Origin of the sequence: Variovorax sp. UC122_21 (genome assembly GCF_044056785.1) — a bacterium.
Taxonomy (GTDB): domain Bacteria; phylum Pseudomonadota; class Gammaproteobacteria; order Burkholderiales; family Burkholderiaceae_C; genus Variovorax.
The window spans coordinates 6,106,037-6,123,574 of the sequence record NZ_CP172004.1; the positions used below are offsets into that span (position 1 = coordinate 6,106,037).

Here is a 17,538-nt window from a genome sequence, read left to right on the forward strand (position 1 = left end):
CGCGCCGGGAAGCTCAGGCATCCGCCAGCACGGTGAAGTGCACTTCGACCGGGCGGTTGTCGTTGATGGGAACGATGTCCTGCGGGCAGGCCGACATGACGACCACGCAGTCCATCTCGGCGCGCAGATCCACATGGTCGCCGGCCTTGGAGACGGGCGGCAGCCAGTCTACGCCGCCGCCCGCGCCCACCGGGATGTTCATCCACAGGTTGAGCGGCTGCGGCACCTCGCGCGCGCGCAGGCCGATGGCCTTGAGCGCCATGCGCATGTTGTCGGCGCAGTTGTCGTGGTACTCGGTCACGCCGAGGTTCTGGTAGCGGTAGGCGTCGCAGGCGGCCATGAGCGTGTCGTGCACGCCGGGCGAGGTGTCGGCCACGAGCGTCATGATGGGACGGCGGCGGTTGGTGGCGAGCGGATCGCCGGCCTTCGGAATGATGCGGTCGATCACGGCGCGCGCATGCTCCATCGACATGAACTCGCTGAGGTCGTCGGCCTTGAAGGCCCAGAAGTCGCAGACCTGGCTGCCGTGCGTGTTGACGACGCGGATCACCTGGCCCTTGGCGAGCCGCACGGCGCGGCCGTTGCGCGCGGGCACTTCGTAGCGCTTGCCGAGTTCGGGCGTGCCGTCGGCCGACACGGGCTCGCGCAGCGTGCGGTTGGCGCCGACGGGTTCGCCGTTGTCGGCCACATGGGCGTGCGCGTGGGTGTCCGTGTGGAAAGAGGAAGTGGCTTGGTCGTCCATGGTCTGGCTAGTCCTTTGAAGCTTCGGGAGGGGTGGAGGAAACGAGCGGCCCGGCCAGCCGCGCGAGGCACCAGGCCAGGGCGCGCGTGCAGGCCGCGAGGTCGTCGATGGGGGTGTCTTCGTCGGGGTGGTGGCTCACGCCGCCGCGGCTGGGCGCGAACAGCATCGCGCTGGGGCAGAAGCCGGCCAGCGGCATGGCGTCGTGGAAGGCGCCCGACAGCATCTCGCGGTGGCTCAGTTGCAGCGCGGCGCAGGCCGCGCGCGCCAGGCCCGCGAGCGCGGCGTCGAAGCGCACGGTGGGCTTGTCCTGCAGCACCTCGATCTGGCCGCCGGCCGGCAGCGCCGCGTCGACGAGCGCGCGCACCGCGTCGAGCGCGGCGGCCTCGGGATGGCGCGCATCGACGGTGAAGACGACGCGGTCGGCAATGGTGTTGATCGATCCGGGGCTGCACTCCCAGCGGCCGATGGTGAGGCGCAGCCGGTCGTCGCCGCACCGCGCCGCGTGTTCGAGGAGCGCATGGGCCATGCGCACGGCCTTGGCCTGCGCATCGTCGCGCGCGGCCAGCGGCGTGGTGCCCGCGTGCGCGCTGCGCCCCGGCACGGTGATGCGGAACCAGCGCACGCCCTGGATCGCGCTCACGCAGCCGACCTGCAGGCCCTCGGCCTCCAGCACCGGGCCCTGTTCGATGTGCGCCTCGATGTAGCCATGCACCGGGCGCGCGAGCGGCGTGTCCATCCAGCGCCAGCCCTGGCGCAGTGCCTCCGCGCGCAGGTCGTCCACGGCGGCATCGCGCGCGGCCTCGAAGCACAGGCCGTCGCCGTCGCGCACGCCGAGGAAGGCCTCGAGCCGCTGCGGCGCGGTGAAGGCGACCGAGCCCATCAGCCCGGGCGCGAAGCGCGAGCCCTCCTCGTTGGTCCACATGGCGACGTCGATCGGCCGGCGGGTGCGCAGGCCGAGACGGTCGAGCGCATCGAACACCTCCAGGCCCGCCGCGACGCCGAAGGCGCCGTCGAGCCAGCCGCCCAGGGGCTGGGTGTCGATGTGGCTGCCGGTCATGACCGGCGACAGCGTCGATTCCTGCCCGTCGCGCCGGACGAACACGTTGGCGGCGGCGTCGATGCCGACGCGGTAGCCGGGCCGGCGCGCGAACGGCTGCACCAGCCACCGCCGCGCGGCCAGCTCGTGCGCGCACAGCGCCTGGCGCGCCACGCCGCCGCCGGTGCCTGCCCCCGCGGCACCATGCGCCGCCAGGCCACGCAGCCGGGCCTCGAGGCTCGCGGTGCCGACCGCGCGCGCCACGTCGCCCGCGAGGGCCGCGTCCCGCATCTCGTCGAGCGCGTTCATGCGAGCGCTCCCGCCGCGGGATGGCCGAGGCTGCGGCGGATCCACGGCTGCAGGAAGGCCTGGATGCGCGGATGGGCCGGCGCGTGGATCACCTCGCGCGGCGTGCCGATCGTCACGATGCGGCCCTTCTCCATGAACACGATCCGGTCCGACACCTCGGCCGCGAAGCTCATCTCGTGCGTGACCATGATCATGGTCATGCCGCCGCGCGACAACGACTTGATCACCTCGAGCACCTCGTCGACCAGCTCGGGGTCGAGCGCGGAGGTCGGCTCGTCGAGCAGCATCACCTCGGGCCCGACCGCGAGCGCGCGCGCGATGCCCACGCGCTGCTGCTGGCCGCCGCTGAGCTGGGGCGGCCGCGCATCGGCCTTGGCCGACATGCCCACGCGCGCCAGCGCCTCGCCGGCCACGGCCCGGGCCTGGTCCGCGCGCAGTCCCTTGGCCAGCGTGAGCGGCGCCATCACGTTGGCCAGCACCGTCATGTGCGGCCACAGGTTGAATTGCTGGAACACCATGGCCACCGGCGCGCGCACCTCGGCGACGACCCGCTCGCTCTCGCGGACCAACGCGCCGGCTGCGTTGCGGCGGTAGCCGAGCAGCGCGCCGCGGATGCGGACCTCGCCCTCGTCGTAGGCCTCGAGGAAGTTCATGCAGCGCAGCAGCGTGGTCTTGCCCGAGCCCGAGGGGCCGATCAGCGAGACGACCTCGCCCTTGCGGATGTCCAGGTCGATGTCCGACAGCACGCGCTGCGGGCCGAAGGACTTGCCGACGCCGCGCAGGGAGACGATGGGAACGGTCACGGGAGCATTCATGGACGGGGTGTTTCTCGAAGGGCGGCCCCAGGCGCGCAGCGTGCCGGCCGCGCGGTTGACGAGCAGCGACAGGCCCCAGTAGCTCAGCGCCAGCAGCAGGTAGGGCTCGACGTAGACGAACTGCTCCGACACCACCTTGCCGGCGGTCATCGTCAGTTCGGGATAGGTGATGACCGAGGCCAGCGCGGACTCCTTCATCAGCAGGATGGTCTGGCTCGCGATCAGCGGCAGGCTGGCGCGCAGGGCCTGCGGGCATTCGATGGTGGCGAAGATCTGGCGCGAGGACAGGCCCATGCAGCGCGCCGCCTCGATCTGGCCGCGCGGAATGCTCTGCCAGCAGGCGCGGAAGATCTCGGCGAAGTAGGCGCCGCCGTAGACCGCGAGCGTGAGGCCGGCTGCGGCGAAGGGATCGAGCGACAGGCCAGCGCTCGGCAGGCCGAAGTAGACGATGAACAGGTGGATCAGGAACGGCACGCCGCGCCACACCGCGGTGTAGGCGGTGTAGAGCCAGCGCGCCGCGCGCCAGCCGGTTTCGCGCAGCGCGTGGAAGGCGAAGCCCACGACCAGGCCACCCGCCAGTCCCGTCAGCGTGAGCAGCACGGTGCGCAGCGCGGCCGCGCCGAACGCGGGCAGCAGTTGGCCCAGCAGCGCCGTGTCGATCATGGCCGCTCCATCCGGCCGCGCAGCCAGTGGCCGAGCCACAGCACCGCGCCGGTCATCAGCAGGTAGCACAGGCCCACCGAGACATAGACCTCGAGCGGCCTGAAGTTGGCCGCCACGATCTGCCGCCCGCCGCGCGCCAGGTCGGCCACCGAGATCACCGAGACGATGGCCGAACTCTTCACCACGTCGACGCCCTCCGACACCACGGCCGGCCACACGGCCCGCGCGAGCTGCGGCAGTTGCACGTGGCGGAAGATGCGCGCGGGCGGCATGCCGAACGAGGCCGCGGCCTCGATCTGCCCGGCCGGCACCGCCACCAGCCCGGCGCGCAGGATCTCGCACTGGAACGCGGCCGAGTTCAGGCCCAGCGCGACGATGGCCACCAGCAGCGGCGGCAGGTCGAGGCCGTAGGCGCTGGGCAGGTAGAAGAGCATGAGCAGCTGCACCAGCAGCGGCGTGCCGCGAAAGAAGCTCAGGTAGGTGCGCACCGCGGCCGGCAGCACGCCCCGGCCGCCGCGCCGCAGCGACAGGCCCAGCAGCACCGCGCCCCAGGCGAAGCCCAGCGCGATGGCCGCAATCGCCACGCTCAGCGTGGTGACGGCGCCCTGCAGCAGCACGGGCAGGTAGGCGGCCAGCCGCTCGAGAAGGGTGGTTGCGTTCATCGGGAGCGCGGTGGTGCGGACTCAGGAAGCGTCGTGCGGAGCAGGCCCGCTCACATCTGCGGCGCCGGCACCGCGTCGGTGGGCACGTCCATCGGGAAACCGAACCACTTCATCTGCAGTTCCTTGAGCTGGCCGCTCTTGTGCGCACGCGCGATGCCGTCGCTGAAGAACTTGACCAGCGGCGCGCTGTCGGCGTCCTTGCGGCCGACCCAGCCGAAGTAGGTCTTGGGACCGATGGGCGCGGGCATCACCGCGTAGATGTCGCCGCGCGTCTTCACCAGCGTCGCCAGGTTGGAGAGCGACTGCGCCACCGCCACCAGCCGGCCGGCGGCCAGGTCGGCATAGGCTTCGTCGAAGCTCACGTACTCGCGGATCGTGACCGCCGGCTTGCCCTCGGCCTGCAGCTTCTTCGCATAGTCCTGCAGCGCGCGCAGCTGGGCCGAGCCGGCCTGCGAGCCCACCGTCTTGCCGGCGATGCCCGCGGGGTCGGCGAGCGCGGCGTCGTCCTTGCGCTTGACCAGCGCCGTCGTGGCGTCGGCGATCGGCACGGTGAACGCGAACTTGTCGGCGCGCTCCTTCGTGAGCGTGACCGAGGTCACGACGAAGTCGAAGCGCCGGGTCGCCAGGCCCGGCAGGATGCCCTGGAACGGCACATCGAACTGCTTGACCTTGACCTCGGGCAGGTCGGCCAGGATCAGGCGCATCAGGTCGGGGCCGTAGCCCACGATCTTGCCGTCCTGCAGGTACTCGAAGGGCGCGAACTGCGCCTCGGTACCGATGACGATTTCTTTCTTGCTCTTCACCGTTTCCAGCATGTCGGCGCCGTGCGCGGCACCGAGCAGGAACAGGGAAAGAACACCGGCGATTGCGCGATGGAACAGCATGAGCGGGGCCCTCGGGTGTGGATTGAAGCAGGTGCGTAGAGATTCAGCAAGCAACTTGCATTCATGCAAGTCACTTGCTTGGAACACACAAGTTCCATGCCAGCCGAAATCGCGTTGGCGGCACGGCCGTGGTGCCGACAGCGGCGCCAAAGGGACGAGGGACGGCGCGAGGCGCACTAAGGGAGTGCAGGGAGTGCAAAATCGGGGGACGCCGCCACGCCTGGAGAAGACGGCCATCGCGAACCGCGAAATCCCTCCCCGGGGTCGTTCCGGCACACTGCACCCTGGTGCAGCGATGCGATGGCTTCCAGGCTGCAACCCGATTCGTCCAGATACAGAGACAAACCCATGATCCGACAACTCATCCGCCCGCTGGCCCTCGCGCTGGCACTTCCGCTGGCCTTCGGCGCCGCCTCCACCGCCCAGGCCCAGGCCTATCCCGCCAAGCCGATCCGCATGATCGTGCCCTTCCCGCCCGGCGGCGGCACCGACATCCTGGCGCGCCTGGTGGCCCAGAAGCTCACCGAGACCAACCACTGGACCGTGGTGCCCGACAACCGCGCGGGCGCCGGCGGCACCATCGGCATCGCCGAGGCCGCGCGTGCCGCGCCCACGGGCTACGACATCGTGATGGGCCAGAAGGACAACATGGTCGTCGCGCCCTGGCTCTACAAGAACCTCAGCTACGAGCCGACCAAGGACCTGACCGCGGTGGCCCACGTGGCCTTCACGCCCGTGGTGATCGTCACGCAGGCCAACTCCAAGTACAAGACGCTCGACGACGTGGTGAAGGCCGCGCGCGCCGCGCCCGACACCATCACCTACGGCTCGCCCGGCAACGGCACCACCATCCACCTGGCCGGCGAGATCTTCAACGGCGCGGCCAAGATCAAGATGCGCCACGTGCCCTACAAGGGCTCGAACGCGGCCATGATGGACGTGCTCGCGGGCAACGTCGACCTGATGGTGTCGTCGGTGCCCTCGGCCATGGCCCAGATCAAGGCCGGCAAGCTGCGCCCGCTGGCCGTGACCTCGGCCAAGCGCAGCAGCTCGCTGCCGACACGCCCACCGTGGCCGAGCTCGGCTACAAGGGCTTCGACGTGAGCACCTGGTATGGCCTGTTCGTGCCGGCCAAGACGCCCAAGGACGTGATCGCCACCCTGAACGCCGAGGTCAACAAGCTGCTGGCCACGCCCGAGATGCAGGCCGCGATCATCGCGCAGGGCGCCGAGCCGCAGAGCATGACGCCCGAGCAGTTCGGCGCGCTGCTGAAGACCGACTACGAGAAGTGGAAGGGCATCGTGCAGGCCTCGGGCGCGACCATCGAGTAAGCGCGCAACCGCCCGCGAACGAAGAAGGAGGGCGCGCTGCGCCCTCTTTTTCGTTGCTGGACGGCGCTTCTTCAACGCGCCGACACGGGCATCGGCGCGGCGGGCAGCACCAGCGATGCGCCCGAGCGCGACGCCCGGTCCCAGCCGGGGTGCCGCTGCGCGCGCTCCAGCTCGGCCGTCACTTCGGCGCGGGTCTTCGGCCTGGCATTGGTCACCGGAACCGGCGCGCCGTAGGCCAGGAAGTCCTTCCATTTCGGATCGTCCTGCGCCGCCGCCAGCTCGCGATCGACCTGGCCCGCCGACTTGCCCGCGCCGGACAGTTCGGCATGGGTCTTGACCCCGGTTTCATTGGCCGCGAAATGCGAAGGCGCGTCGACGTGCTGCACGCTTTGCTGGGCGGAGGCCATGAGCGGCATGAAGCCGGCGATGGCGGAGGCGGCCGCGAGCGCGGCGATTCTTGTGTTCGACATGCATATCTCCTTGGGATGTTCCCCGCGACTGGATGTCGGGCGCGGGGGTGGAGATAGGCGGCGATCCGTTCTGGCTGGCCATGCGCGGGGCGTCGATCTCTCCACGCCCACACACTAGAAACGCAAACGAACGCGGACTTATCCGCCCGGTTACGTTCTCGTCATCCGAGGCCCGGCTCAGTCCGGCACGAACTTGCGGTTGAACACCGCCACGTCCGACTCCAGCTCGAAGGCCGCGAGCTGGCCCATCTTGCCGTCGCTGAGGCGGCAGGCCGCGAACAGGCTGTGGCGGCCCTGGAAGCCGAATTCGTCCATCACGATCAGTGCATACGGGTACGGCACGAAGACCTGGTGCGTGAAGACGATGCGGTGCTGGTTCCTCGGCGAGGGAAAGAGCTTGTACTCGCCGGTGTCGATGCCCTGGGCAGTGGCCATGGCGAGGGTGCTCAGTCCGGATCGCGCACGTCGGCCACCGGCTTGGCGCCGAAGTCGGCGCGCGCGAGGTACTTGAGCACCTTCGCGGCCGCGCTCGCGGGGCTGTCGAGCAGGCCCTCGCTCTTGAGCTTCTCGAAGCGCGTGCGGTCGGGGAAGTTCTCGGCCGATGCGCCACGCAGTTGCACCTGCATGTCGGTGTCGATCACGCCGGGCGCCAGCGACACGATGCGCGCGCCGTTCGGCAGGTTCGCTTCCTCGAGCGCGACCGCGCGCGAGTAGTGGTCCATGCCGGCCTTGGCCGCGCAGTACGGCGCCTGGCTGCCCATGGCGTTGCGGCCCAGGCCCGAGGAGATGTTGAGCACCTTGCGCGCGCCGCGCCAGTCGCGCGTGCCGCCGAGGAAGGCCGCGGTCAGCAGCAGCGGCGCTTCGAGCCCGATGCGCAGCGCCTGCGAGAGTTCGCCATCGACCGCGGAAGCGAGCGGCGCGGGATTGCCGACCGTGCCCGCGTTGTTGATCAGCGTGACGCCGTCGAAGCGCTGCGCGTCCTGCGCGGCTAGCCATTCGCGCAGGCGCGCGGCCGAGGCGACGGGATCGGACAGGTCCTGTTCCCATTGCACGAGTTCGACGCCGGCCGCCTTCGCCTGTTCGGCGAGTTCGGGGCTCTGGCGGCGCGAGATGCACAGCAGGACATGGCCGGGTTGCAGCAGCTGCTCGGCCATGGCGCGGCCGAGGCCGCGCGATGCGCCGGTGATGAGGTAGAGGTGGGAGGTGGGCATGGGGGCGATGATAGTGAAGCGCCCGGAAACGGCAGCGCCAGGGTCTTCCGCCCCGCCTCCCCACCCGAAGCATTCAATTCGGCAACGGCGGAAACGCCAGCGCGTTGCAGGGCTCGGCCGGCTGCACCAACTTTCCGTAGAGCACGTCGTAGGCCAGGGTGCCCATCACCTCGAGGCCCCGCGTGTTCAGGTGGATGGGGCTCCTGGGGTCGTAGCAGGCGGTCGCGATCCCCAGCGGCGTCCGCTCCGGATTGCCGACGACGGTGGCGAAGTCGATCACGCCGTCGAAATAGCCCGAGGTCTTGATCCAGTCGTTGATCTGCCGCCACTTGGCATCGTTGGAGGCCGTGTAGTAGCCGGTCGGCACCGGGTTGCCATCGACACCGACGATGTCGCCGATCGGAGTGTTCACGCCGCCATGGATCCTGATCTTGCGAAAGCGCGCCAGGTCGATGAAGTACTTGTAGCGCTCGATGATGTCGGCGGCCGAGGACTTGGACAGATCGTTGTCGCCGGCCAGGATGATGATGTCGGTCGGATCGCGGGACAGCACGTCGCGCTGGAACCGGTCGAACAGCGAGGGACCGTTGTTCGCGTTGAACATCGAGTTGCCGCTGATGCCCGCGTTGCCCACGCCGAGCGGCTCGCCGTTGCCGTTGGCCAGCTTCGACAGCACGGCGGGCCACGGGCTCTGGATGCCCACGGCGCTGTAGCCGGCCGTGATCGATTCGCCCACGGCCACGACCACGCGCGTTGCCTCGGGCGCGAGCACCTTGACCTCGCTCAGGTTGAAGACGCCGTTGTAGGTCTCGTACTCCGGCGCGACCGCCGACAGCGAGGCTTCGGCCGCCACGTCGCGGCTCCTCACCACATAGAAGCCGGGCAGCGGAACGGCGGCGTTCATGTGCATGTCGGCGTACTGCACCTTGCCCTGGAAGTGCAGGCTGATCATCAGGTCCGAGAGCTTGGGCACCGCCATCGCCACGGGGTCGCTCAGCAGCTCCTCGCCGGCGGGCACCTCGGCCAGCGTCTTGCCGCCATCGAAGGTCAGGACCCGGCGCGTGGCTGGATCGATGGCGGTTGGATCGGAGGGCTGCGAGGCATCGGGCAGTGCCACGCTCGCATGATCGACGCGCAGGGTGGTGCTGCCGAACACGTTGGACAGCCGCACCCGGACGCCCTCGCCGCCCACGCTCGTGCGGATGCGCACGCGGACCGTGTCCGAGTCATTGTTCTGCAGCCGGTTGGCATACATGGCGGACTGCCAAGTCGTGGCCCATCGGGTCTTCTTCTCGGACGGCACGGTCGGTGGCGGCGCTTCGGGCGACACGACCGTGGGCGGGGTGACGGGCGGTGCGACCGCATTGGCCGCGGCGATCGCCGCGGCATCGAACCGCGCATTGCTGTCTCCGCCTCCGCCGCATGCCGTCAACAGACCGACGGCCAGGGCCGCCAGGATCCGGTGCCATGCCTTCCCGAGAGAACGCTGGCCTGCCCACACTGCTTCGAGTGCTTTCTTCATGATGCCTCCTTGGGTGTCCGGTTGCCCGGGTTGAGATGACTTCTGAGTTGGAAATGCCTCGCTGCTGGTGAAGGTCGAAGGGCGGCGATCAACGCGCCATCATTTCTTCTCCCGGCACCGGTCGATGAACGCGATGACCTCGCCCATGATCCCCTTGCGGAAGGCGAGCACGCAGATCACGAAGATCAGCCCCGTGACCATGGTCACCGACTCGCCCAGCGTGTTGAACCAGTCGATGGTGGTGATGCGCGCGAGCAGGTTGCCCAGTTCGCCGATCTTGTTCTCGAGCAGCACCACCACGGCCGAGCCCACCAGCGGCCCCGACAGGGTGCCCAGCCCGCCCACCAGCGTCATCAGGATCACCTGGCCCGAAGCGGTCCAGTGCACATCGGACAAGGTGGCGAAGCCCAGCACCAGCGTCTTGAGCGAACCCGCGAGGCCCGACAGCGCCGCCGAGATCACGAAGGCCAGCAGCTTGAAGCGCGCCACGTCGTAGCCCAGCGACAGCGCGCGCGGCTCGTTCTCCTTGATGCCCTTGAGCACCTGCCCGAACGGCGAGTGGATGGTGCGCACGATCAGCAGGAAGGCGGCCGCCACGATCGCCAGCGCGACGTAGTACATCGTCAGGTCGTTGCTCAGGTCGAGCAGGCCGAACAGCTTGCCGCGCGGCACGCCCTGCAGGCCGTCCTCGCCGCCGGTGAACTTCGCCTGCAGCGCGACGAAGAACATCATCTGCGCCAAGGCCAGCGTGATCATCGCGAAGTAGATGCCCTGGCGGCGGATGGCCAGCACGCCGAACAGCCAGCCCAGCAGCGCACCCACCAGGGTGCCCGCGATCAGCCCCAGCTCGGGCGTGAGGCCCCAGACCTTGATCGCATGGCCGGCCACGTAGGCCGAGCCGCCGAGGAAGGCCGCATGGCCGAAGGACAGGAGCCCGGTGAAGCCCAGCAGCAGGTTGAAGGCCGAGGCGAACAGCGCGAAGCACAGCAGCTTCATCACGAACACCGGGTAGGCGCCGAAGAACGGCGCCAGCACCAGCGCAACGAGCAGCAGGCCGTAGAAGACGGTGGAGATCTTTTTCATGTTCATGCCGCCTGCTCTCACTTCTCTTTGCCGAACAGGCCGGCAGGACGCACCAGCAGCACGATGACCATGATCACGAACACGACGGTGGACGAGGCCTCGGGATAGAAGACCTTGGTGAAGCCCTCGATCACGCCCAGCCCCAGCCCGGTGAGGATGGCGCCCATGATCGAGCCCATGCCGCCGATCACGACGACGGCGAACACCACGATGATCAGGTTCTGGCCCATCAGCGGCGAGACCTGGATCACCGGCGCGGCCAGCACGCCCGCGAAGGCCGCGAGGCCGGCGCCGAAGGCATAGGTCAGCGTGATCATCAGCGGCACGTTGACGCCGAAGGCCTCCACGAGCCGCGGGTTCTCGGTGCCCGCGCGCAGGTAGGCGCCGATGCGGGTCTTCTCGATCACGAACCAGGTGGCGATGCACACGACCAGCGAGGCCACGACCACCCAGGCGCGGTAGTTGGGCAGCACCATGAAGCCCAGGTCGGTGGCGCTCGAGAGCGCCTCGGGCGCGTCGTAGGCCAGGCCCGAGACGCCGTAGATGGAGCGGAACACGCCCTCGATGAGCAGCGTGAGGCCCAGCGTGAGCAACAGGCCGTAGAGGTGGTCGAGCTTGTAGATCCAGCGCAGCAGCAGCCGCTCGATCAGCACGCCGAACAGGCCGATGACGATGGGCGCGGCGATCAGCATCACCCAGTAGTTGATGCCGAAATATTCCATCGCCATCCAGGTGAGCACCGCGCCGAGCATGAACAGCGCGCCGTGCGCGAAGTTGATGACGTTGAGCAGGCCGAAGATGACGGCCAGCCCGAGGCTCAGGATGGCATAGAAGGAGCCGTCGACCAGCCCCAGGAGGAGCTGGCTCAACAAGGCGGGAAGGGAAATGGTCATAGGGGGTTCAGCAAGCGCGGGCCCGGACGGGCCCGCGGGGGTCGGTCATTTCCAGAGCGCGCACTTGCTCTCGGCCTTGGTCGTGAAGATCTGGTCGCCCGGCAGCGTCTTGAGCACCTTCAGGTAGTCCCAGGGTTTCTTCGATTCGGCCGGCGATTTCGCCTCCACCAGGTACATGTCGTGGATGAAGCTGCCGTCGGCGCGGATCTGGCCCTTGCCGTAGAAGTCGTCGATCTTCATGCTCTTGAGCTGCGCCATCACCTTGTCGGCATCGGTGGTCTTGGCGGCGGCCACGGCCTTCAGGTAGGCCATCGTGGCCGAGTAGTCGGCGGCCTGCACGTCGGTCGGCATGCGCTTGGTCTTCTCGTAGAAGCGGTTGGCGAACTTGCGCGTGTCGTCGTTGAGGTCCCAGTACCAGCTCGTGGTGTGCAGCAGCCCCTCGGTGTTCTTCAGGCCCAGGCTGTGGATGTCGGTGAGGAACACCAGCAGGCCCGCGGTCTTCATCGTCTTGTTGATGCCGAACTCCCTGGCGGCCTTGATCGAGTTGATCGTGTCGCCGCCGGCGTTGGCCAGGCCCAGGATCTGCGCCTTGGAGTTCTGCGCCTGCAGCAGGAAGGACGAGAAGTCGGACGCGTTGAGCGGATGCTTGACGCCGCCCACCACCGTGCCGCCCTTCTCCTTGATCACCGTGGTGGTGTCGGCCTCGAGCGCGGCGCCGAAGGCGTAGTCGGCCGTCAGGAAGAACCAGCTCTTGCCGCCGCGGTCGACCACCGCCGCGCCCGTTCCCTTGGCCAGCGCGACCGTGTCGTAGGCGTAGTGCACGGTGTAGGGGCTGCACTGTTCGTTGGTGAGCGCGGAGGACGCGGCGCCGTTGTTGAAGTGCACGCGCTTCTTCTCGGTGGCCACCTTCGCGGTGGCGAGTGCGGTGCCGGAATTGGTGCCGCTGAACACCATGCTCAGGCCCTGCGTGTCGATCCATTCGCGCGCCTTCGACGCGGCGATGTCGGCCTTGTTCTGATGATCGGCCGTCAAAAGCTCCACGGGCTGGCCATTGACCTTGCCGCCGAAGTCGTCGATCGCCATCTGGATCGCCATCGCGGCGTTCTTGCCCTCGAGGTCGGCGTAGAGACCGGACATGTCGGTGATGAAGCCGATCCTGACCTTCTCCTGCGCCTGTGCCGCGCTGGCCGCGCCGAGCGCCAGGATGCCGAGGCCGATGGCGGTGGCGATGAATGGGTTGCGTTGTTTCATGGGATTGCCTCCTTGGTGGATGAATTGTGATCGCTAGACACCGAGCAGTTCGGTGAGCACGGACATCCGCGCTTCGAGCTCGTCGGCGCCGAATGTCAGGGCGATACGGCCGTGCTCCATCACGTAGAAGCGATCGGCCAGCGGCGCCGCGAAGCGGAAGTTCTGCTCCACCATCACGATGGTGTAGCCCTTGGCACGCAAGGTCGTGATCATGCGAGCCAGCGCCTGCACGATCACCGGCGCCAGGCCTTCGGAGATCTCGTCGAGCAGCAGCAGCTTGGCGCCCGTGCGCAGGATGCGGGCGACCGCGAGCATCTGCTGCTCGCCGCCCGACAGCCGCGTACCCTGGCTGTGGCGACGCTCCGCCAGGTTCGGGAACATCGCGTAGATCTCCTCGACCGACATGCCCTGCCCCGCCCCCTTGAGCTCGGGCGGCAGCATCAGGTTCTCCTCGCACGACAGGCTCGCGAAGATGCCCCGCTCCTCGGGGCAGTAGCCGATGCCCAGGTGCGCGATGCGGTGCGTGGGCATCGCGATCGTTTCCTTGCCGTTGACCTCGATGCTGCCCTTGCGGGCGCCGGTCAGGCCCATGATCGCGCGCAGCGTGGTCGTGCGGCCCGCGCCGTTGCGGCCCAGCAGCGTGACCACTTCGCCGGGCTGCACGACCATGTCGACGCCGTGCAGCACATGCGATTCGCCGTACCAGGCCTGCAGGCCCTTTATTTCCAATGCGGCGGTCATCAGTGCGCTCCCTGCAGTTGGCCGTCGGTGGTGCCCATGTAGGCTTCCATGACCTGCGGGTTCTTCGATACTTCCGCGTAGGGCCCTTCGGCCAGCACCGCGCCACGCTGCAGCACGGTGATGGTGTCGGCGATGGTCGAGACCACGCTCATGTTGTGTTCGACCATCAGGATGGTGCGGCCCGCCGACACGCGCTTGATCAGTTCGGCAACGCGGTGCACGTCCTCATGGCCCATGCCCTGCGTGGGCTCGTCCAGCAGCATCAGCTCGGGCTCCATCGCGAGCGTGGTCGCGATCTCGAGCGCGCGCTTGCGGCCGTAAGGCAGGTTCACGGTCTGCTCTTCCGCGAGATCTTCCAGCCCGACCTCCGCGAGCAGCTCGCGCGCCCGCGCATTCAAGGGCTCGAGCGACTTCTCGCTCTTCCAGAAGTGGTACGAGGTGCCGAGCCGGCGCTGCAGCCCCAGGCGCACGTTCTCGAGCAACGTGAGGTGCGGGAACACGGCCGAGATCTGGAACGAGCGGATGATGCCGCGCCGCGCGATCTGCGCGGGGCGCTCGCCGGTGATGTCCTGACCGTTGAAGAGGATCGTGCCGCTGGTGGGTTCGAGGAACTTCGTGAGCAGGTTGAAGCAGGTCGTCTTGCCCGCGCCATTGGGTCCGATGAGCGCGTGGATCGAACCGCGCACGACCGAGAGATCGACCTTGCTGACAGCAGTGAAGCCCTTGAACTCCTTGGTGAGCTGGCGTGTCTCGAGAATGCAGCCGCTCATCGACGGACCTCTTCGCGCGGCGTGGTCTGGTTCATGCGCGCCCCGTTCATTCGTTGACGCACGAGAAGCTCGCCGCCAGGTTGACATCGCCGCTGCCCTTGTACTTGGGCCAGGCCGGGTAGTCGCAAAGCGGCCGGGTGCGGCGGGGCACGCTCGCGGTCATGGTCACGGGGTCGATCGGGGCGTCGGTCACGATCGGCGCGGTCGGTGCCGCGTCCTTCTCGACCCAGTTCTCGAGCGCGCTCAGCGAATCCCAGCTGGCGTTGAACACCGTGCCCACGGCATGCGCGTAGCCCGGGATCTGGTAGTAGCGCATAAAGCCCTTCACGCGCTCCGCACCCATGGTGGCGCGCACCCGGTTGAAGTACTGGTCGGTAGCGCGCGTGCTGACCAGTTGATCGGCGGTGCCATGCGCCATCAGCAGCTTGCCGCCGTTCGCGGCGAACGCCGACAGGTCGGCCTGGTTGATGTCCTGCAGCCCCGTGAGCTCGGCGATGCGTGCCTGCCAGGGGCCGGGATTCTCGGGATCGAGCGTCAGCGAATCGAAGGCGGGGTTCTTCGTCACGAAGAAGCGCACCCACTGGTCCCAGAAGTTCGAGTGGAAGGGCGCGAACGCGGGCATCGGCGAGGCGGGCGGCTGCGCTCCCAGGCCCAGGTAGGCGACGGTCACCTGGCTCGGATCGGCACCGGACCGACCGAACTCGGCGCCCCAGGCATTGAAGCCCGGATACTGGTTCTCTCCCGCTGCCGAGCGGATAGTTGAAGACGGCCGGCGTGTCGATCACCTTGAAGGCGGCGATCTGCGCATCCGACAGGCAGTCGTCCGCGGTGTCGGCGCCGCCCGGGCAGCGCAGCGGTCGTCCGTCGAGCAGCGCGGTCACGGGATCGAAGCGCTGGTTGCAGGCGTTCTGGTTGCTGATCACTCCGTCCTTCACGCCGTCGATGGCATCGCAGGCCTGCATCGCCGCATCGAACAGCGCGCCGCGCTTCGCGAGGCTGGGGTAGGCACCGGGCTGGGCCAGCGCGCGCGTGATGCGGCCGAACTGCAGGTCGAGGCTGGCCGCGTTGAAGGCCGGGTAGAGCACGATGGCGCCGTTGAAATCGGTCGGCCATTTCTGCACCACCGCGAGCGCCTCGCGGCCGCCCGACGAGCCGCCCGCGAAGTAGCTGCGTTGCGGACGCTGGGCGTAGCGCTGCTCGATCAGGAACACGGCCGCGTCGCGCGTCTTCTTCAGCGCTTCGAACGAGAAATTGCGCAGCGCTTCCGTGTTGAGTGCGAAGGCCCCGGGGTTCTTGGCGTCCGTGTTCGCATCGTGGCCCGAGTCGCTTGCGAACACCGCATAGCCGCGCCCGATCGGATCGAGTGCGTCGACGGGACCGGCGGGCACGTTGCCGGCGACAGCGGGAATGCTGCCGTCGTAGCCGCCACCGCCGTACATCATGGCCTTGCGGTTCCACTCGGTGGGCAGCAGCAGCGTCAGCTTGATCGGCGGCGCGGCGGGATCGACCGGCGCGATCTCGGCGCTGAGCTTGCAATGCTCGCCGTAGCTCTTCGGCGCCTTGCCGCCCGCGGGCACCAGCGTGGCCGCCGTCACCCTGGCGCCGCCGGTGGCGAGCGCGATCGCCGAGGCGGGAACGGTGAGCGCCGCCATCTGCTCGCAGTTCAGCGGCGTGGCCGCGGCCGGCGCGGGTGCCGGCGCGGGTGCCGGCGCTGGCGCTGGCACCGCCGCCTGCGGGACGAAGGCCACGCCATCGCCGCTCCCGCCGCAGGCGCCCAGCAAGGCCGCGGCGGCGAGCGTCGCGGCGAAGGAGATGCGTGGCACGGCGCTCGTCGCGCGGCGTTGCAATGAAAACTCGATGCTTCTGTTCATGCTTGTCTCTCTTTGTGGTGGAGTCGAGAAATCGCCATGCGTGCATGGCCTGCGGGATTCACGGCGACGGGCGCCGATCAATACGGTGGGCGCTACCGCGCCAACATGCGCTGCCGGCGTTCGCGCACCGACTGCCAGCGCGCGTCCGTCCATTCGTAGAAGCCGTGACCGGTGGTCGCGCCGCATCGGCCGGCCGCCACCAGGGACTGCAGCAGTTGCAGCACCGACTCGTTCTTCTCGAGCTGCGGCATCAGGTGGCCGCCGATGTCGAGGAAGGTGTGGAGGCCGCCGAGATCGGCCGTCTCGAGCGGACCGAAGGACGCATAGCGCTTGCCGATGCAGGCGCGCACGACCGCATCGACGGTGGCCGCGTCGGCCACGCCGCTTTGCACCAGGTGGAGCGCTTCGCGCAGCACCGCGAACTGGATCCGGTTGCCGACGAAGCCGGGCGCCGCCTTGCTCAGCAGCACCGCCTCGAAGCCCGCGCTTTCGAGCCGGCCGCGAAGGGCCGCGCAGGCCTCGGGCACGGTGGCTCGCGCCGGAACGAGTTCGACGAACGGGATGACATGCGGCGGATTCCAGAAGTGCGCGACGAGAAAGCGCTCGGGATGCGCCATGCGCTCGCACAGCACATCCGGCATGAAGCCGCTGGTGTTGCTCGCGATCAAGGCATAGGAGGGCAGCACGGCCTCGAGCTCGGCATAGAGCGCATGCTTGACCTCGAGCCGCTCGACGACGGCCTCGAACACGAGCGATGCATCGGCCAGCGCCGCGAGTTCGGCCACGACGCGAATGCGTGCGCGGGCCGCGTCGCGCTCGGCCTCAACGATGCGGCCCGCGGCCATCAATTCCTCGAAGATTTTTTCCGCCAGCGCGGGCAGCTCGGCGCGCCGCGCTTCGCTGAGATCGAACACGTCGACCGCTTCACCGGCGAGTGCCAGGCAGCTCGCGATGCCCACGCCCATGAGGCCCGCTCCCACCACGGCCACGCGTCGATCGATCTCGTTCATGCAACTTGTCTCCAGCATCTTGTGGCGCCGAAATCGCTCGGCCCTTGGCGCTGGTTTTGCAGAAAGCGTGCCCGTCGATCTCGGCCGTGGCGGCGCGCGCATTTCTCATTCGGGCGCTCCGCGTAAACCCGAATGCCGCGAGCGCACGCGGCGCTGTGCAAGCGATGTCCAATACTGTCCAGGCCACTGCACACGACGTCCAACAACTGGACATCGATTCGAACCGACTACAGTCACGACCCTGCGCGCGCCACCGCGAACCAAGGGAGTCAGC

Annotated in this window: 16 protein-coding genes and 2 pseudogenes; 1 reads left to right on the forward strand and 17 read right to left on the reverse strand. The window is 68.6% G+C overall.

Annotated elements, in window-relative coordinates; genetic code table 11:
- Positions 1 to 13: 13 nt before the first annotated feature.
- Genes ACHMXE_RS41520 through ACHMXE_RS41540 form a run of 5 tightly spaced genes read right to left on the reverse strand, consistent with a single transcriptional unit; the run spans position 14 to position 5,111 of the window.
- Entirely contained in the window at positions 14 to 742 is a 729-nt protein-coding gene (locus ACHMXE_RS41520; RefSeq protein ID WP_395349309.1) for a DUF1989 domain-containing protein, read from the reverse strand.
- Positions 743 to 749: 7 nt separating this feature from the next.
- Entirely contained in the window at positions 750 to 2,087 is a 1,338-nt protein-coding gene (locus ACHMXE_RS41525) for a M20 family metallo-hydrolase (protein WP_395349310.1), read from the reverse strand.
- Entirely contained in the window at positions 2,084 to 3,565 is a 1,482-nt protein-coding gene (locus ACHMXE_RS41530) for an amino acid ABC transporter permease/ATP-binding protein (protein WP_395349311.1), read from the reverse strand. Before ACHMXE_RS41530 ends, ACHMXE_RS41525 begins: the two co-directional genes overlap by 4 nt.
- Entirely contained in the window at positions 3,562 to 4,227 is a 666-nt protein-coding gene (locus tag ACHMXE_RS41535) for an amino acid ABC transporter permease (RefSeq protein WP_093355119.1), read from the reverse strand. The genes ACHMXE_RS41530 and ACHMXE_RS41535 overlap by 4 nt, the downstream gene beginning before the upstream one ends.
- Positions 4,228 to 4,277: 50 nt before the next feature.
- Entirely contained in the window at positions 4,278 to 5,111 is an 834-nt protein-coding gene (locus ACHMXE_RS41540; RefSeq protein WP_395349312.1) for a transporter substrate-binding domain-containing protein, read from the reverse strand.
- Positions 5,112 to 5,459: 348 nt separating this feature from the next.
- Between ACHMXE_RS41540 and ACHMXE_RS41545 the strand changes: the two are divergent.
- Positions 5,460 to 6,442 (forward strand): annotated as a pseudogene (locus ACHMXE_RS41545) (Bug family tripartite tricarboxylate transporter substrate binding protein).
- Between the two features lie 71 nt (positions 6,443 to 6,513).
- Here ACHMXE_RS41545 and ACHMXE_RS41550 read toward each other — a convergent pair.
- From ACHMXE_RS41550 to ACHMXE_RS41605, 12 genes and pseudogenes are all read right to left on the reverse strand, one after another.
- Positions 6,514 to 6,912 carry a hypothetical protein gene (locus ACHMXE_RS41550; protein ID WP_209540515.1) on the reverse strand — a complete coding sequence of 133 codons (399 nt, stop codon included), beginning with the start codon at positions 6,910 to 6,912 and terminating at the stop codon, positions 6,514 to 6,516.
- 177 nt (positions 6,913 to 7,089) lie between these two features.
- Complete coding sequence (locus ACHMXE_RS41555; protein ID WP_203203827.1) at positions 7,090 to 7,347, reverse strand: hypothetical protein; 258 nt, start codon at positions 7,345 to 7,347, stop codon at positions 7,090 to 7,092.
- A gap of 11 nt (positions 7,348 to 7,358) precedes the next feature.
- The gene (locus ACHMXE_RS41560) at positions 7,359 to 8,123 is read right to left on the reverse strand and encodes an SDR family NAD(P)-dependent oxidoreductase (protein ID WP_203203826.1); all 765 of its coding nucleotides are present in this window, start codon (positions 8,121 to 8,123) and stop codon (positions 7,359 to 7,361) included.
- A 73-nt stretch (positions 8,124 to 8,196) separates the two neighbouring features.
- Positions 8,197 to 9,645, reverse strand: a complete 1,449-nt coding sequence (locus ACHMXE_RS41565) for a GDSL-type esterase/lipase family protein (protein ID WP_395349313.1) — start codon at positions 9,643 to 9,645, stop codon at positions 8,197 to 8,199.
- A gap of 99 nt (positions 9,646 to 9,744) precedes the next feature.
- Positions 9,745 to 10,734 (reverse strand): branched-chain amino acid ABC transporter permease, encoded by a 990-nt coding sequence (locus ACHMXE_RS41570; RefSeq protein WP_395349314.1) that lies wholly within the window; start codon positions 10,732 to 10,734, stop codon positions 9,745 to 9,747.
- A gap of 11 nt (positions 10,735 to 10,745) precedes the next feature.
- Positions 10,746 to 11,621, reverse strand: a complete 876-nt coding sequence (locus ACHMXE_RS41575; protein WP_395349315.1) for a branched-chain amino acid ABC transporter permease — start codon at positions 11,619 to 11,621, stop codon at positions 10,746 to 10,748.
- A 45-nt stretch (positions 11,622 to 11,666) separates the two neighbouring features.
- Positions 11,667 to 12,872, reverse strand: coding sequence for an ABC transporter substrate-binding protein (locus ACHMXE_RS41580; RefSeq protein WP_395349316.1), 1,206 nt, complete (start codon positions 12,870 to 12,872; stop codon positions 11,667 to 11,669).
- A 33-nt stretch (positions 12,873 to 12,905) separates the two neighbouring features.
- Positions 12,906 to 13,613 (reverse strand): ABC transporter ATP-binding protein, encoded by a 708-nt coding sequence (locus ACHMXE_RS41585; RefSeq protein ID WP_395349317.1) that lies wholly within the window; start codon positions 13,611 to 13,613, stop codon positions 12,906 to 12,908.
- Entirely contained in the window at positions 13,613 to 14,383 is a 771-nt protein-coding gene (locus ACHMXE_RS41590) for an ABC transporter ATP-binding protein (RefSeq protein ID WP_203203821.1), read from the reverse strand. Before ACHMXE_RS41590 ends, ACHMXE_RS41585 begins: the two co-directional genes overlap by 1 nt.
- A gap of 46 nt (positions 14,384 to 14,429) precedes the next feature.
- Positions 14,430 to 15,140 (reverse strand): tannase/feruloyl esterase family alpha/beta hydrolase, encoded by a 711-nt coding sequence (locus ACHMXE_RS41595; protein WP_395353029.1) that lies wholly within the window; start codon positions 15,138 to 15,140, stop codon positions 14,430 to 14,432.
- Positions 15,141 to 15,216: 76 nt separating this feature from the next.
- Positions 15,217 to 16,440, reverse strand: a pseudogene (locus tag ACHMXE_RS41600) (tannase/feruloyl esterase family alpha/beta hydrolase); the annotation flags it as partial.
- Positions 16,347 to 17,264, reverse strand: a complete 918-nt coding sequence (locus ACHMXE_RS41605) for a 3-hydroxyacyl-CoA dehydrogenase family protein (protein ID WP_395349318.1) — start codon at positions 17,262 to 17,264, stop codon at positions 16,347 to 16,349. The gene ACHMXE_RS41605 and the pseudogene ACHMXE_RS41600, both read right to left, overlap by 94 nt.
- Between the last annotated feature and the right edge of the window lie 274 nt (positions 17,265 to 17,538).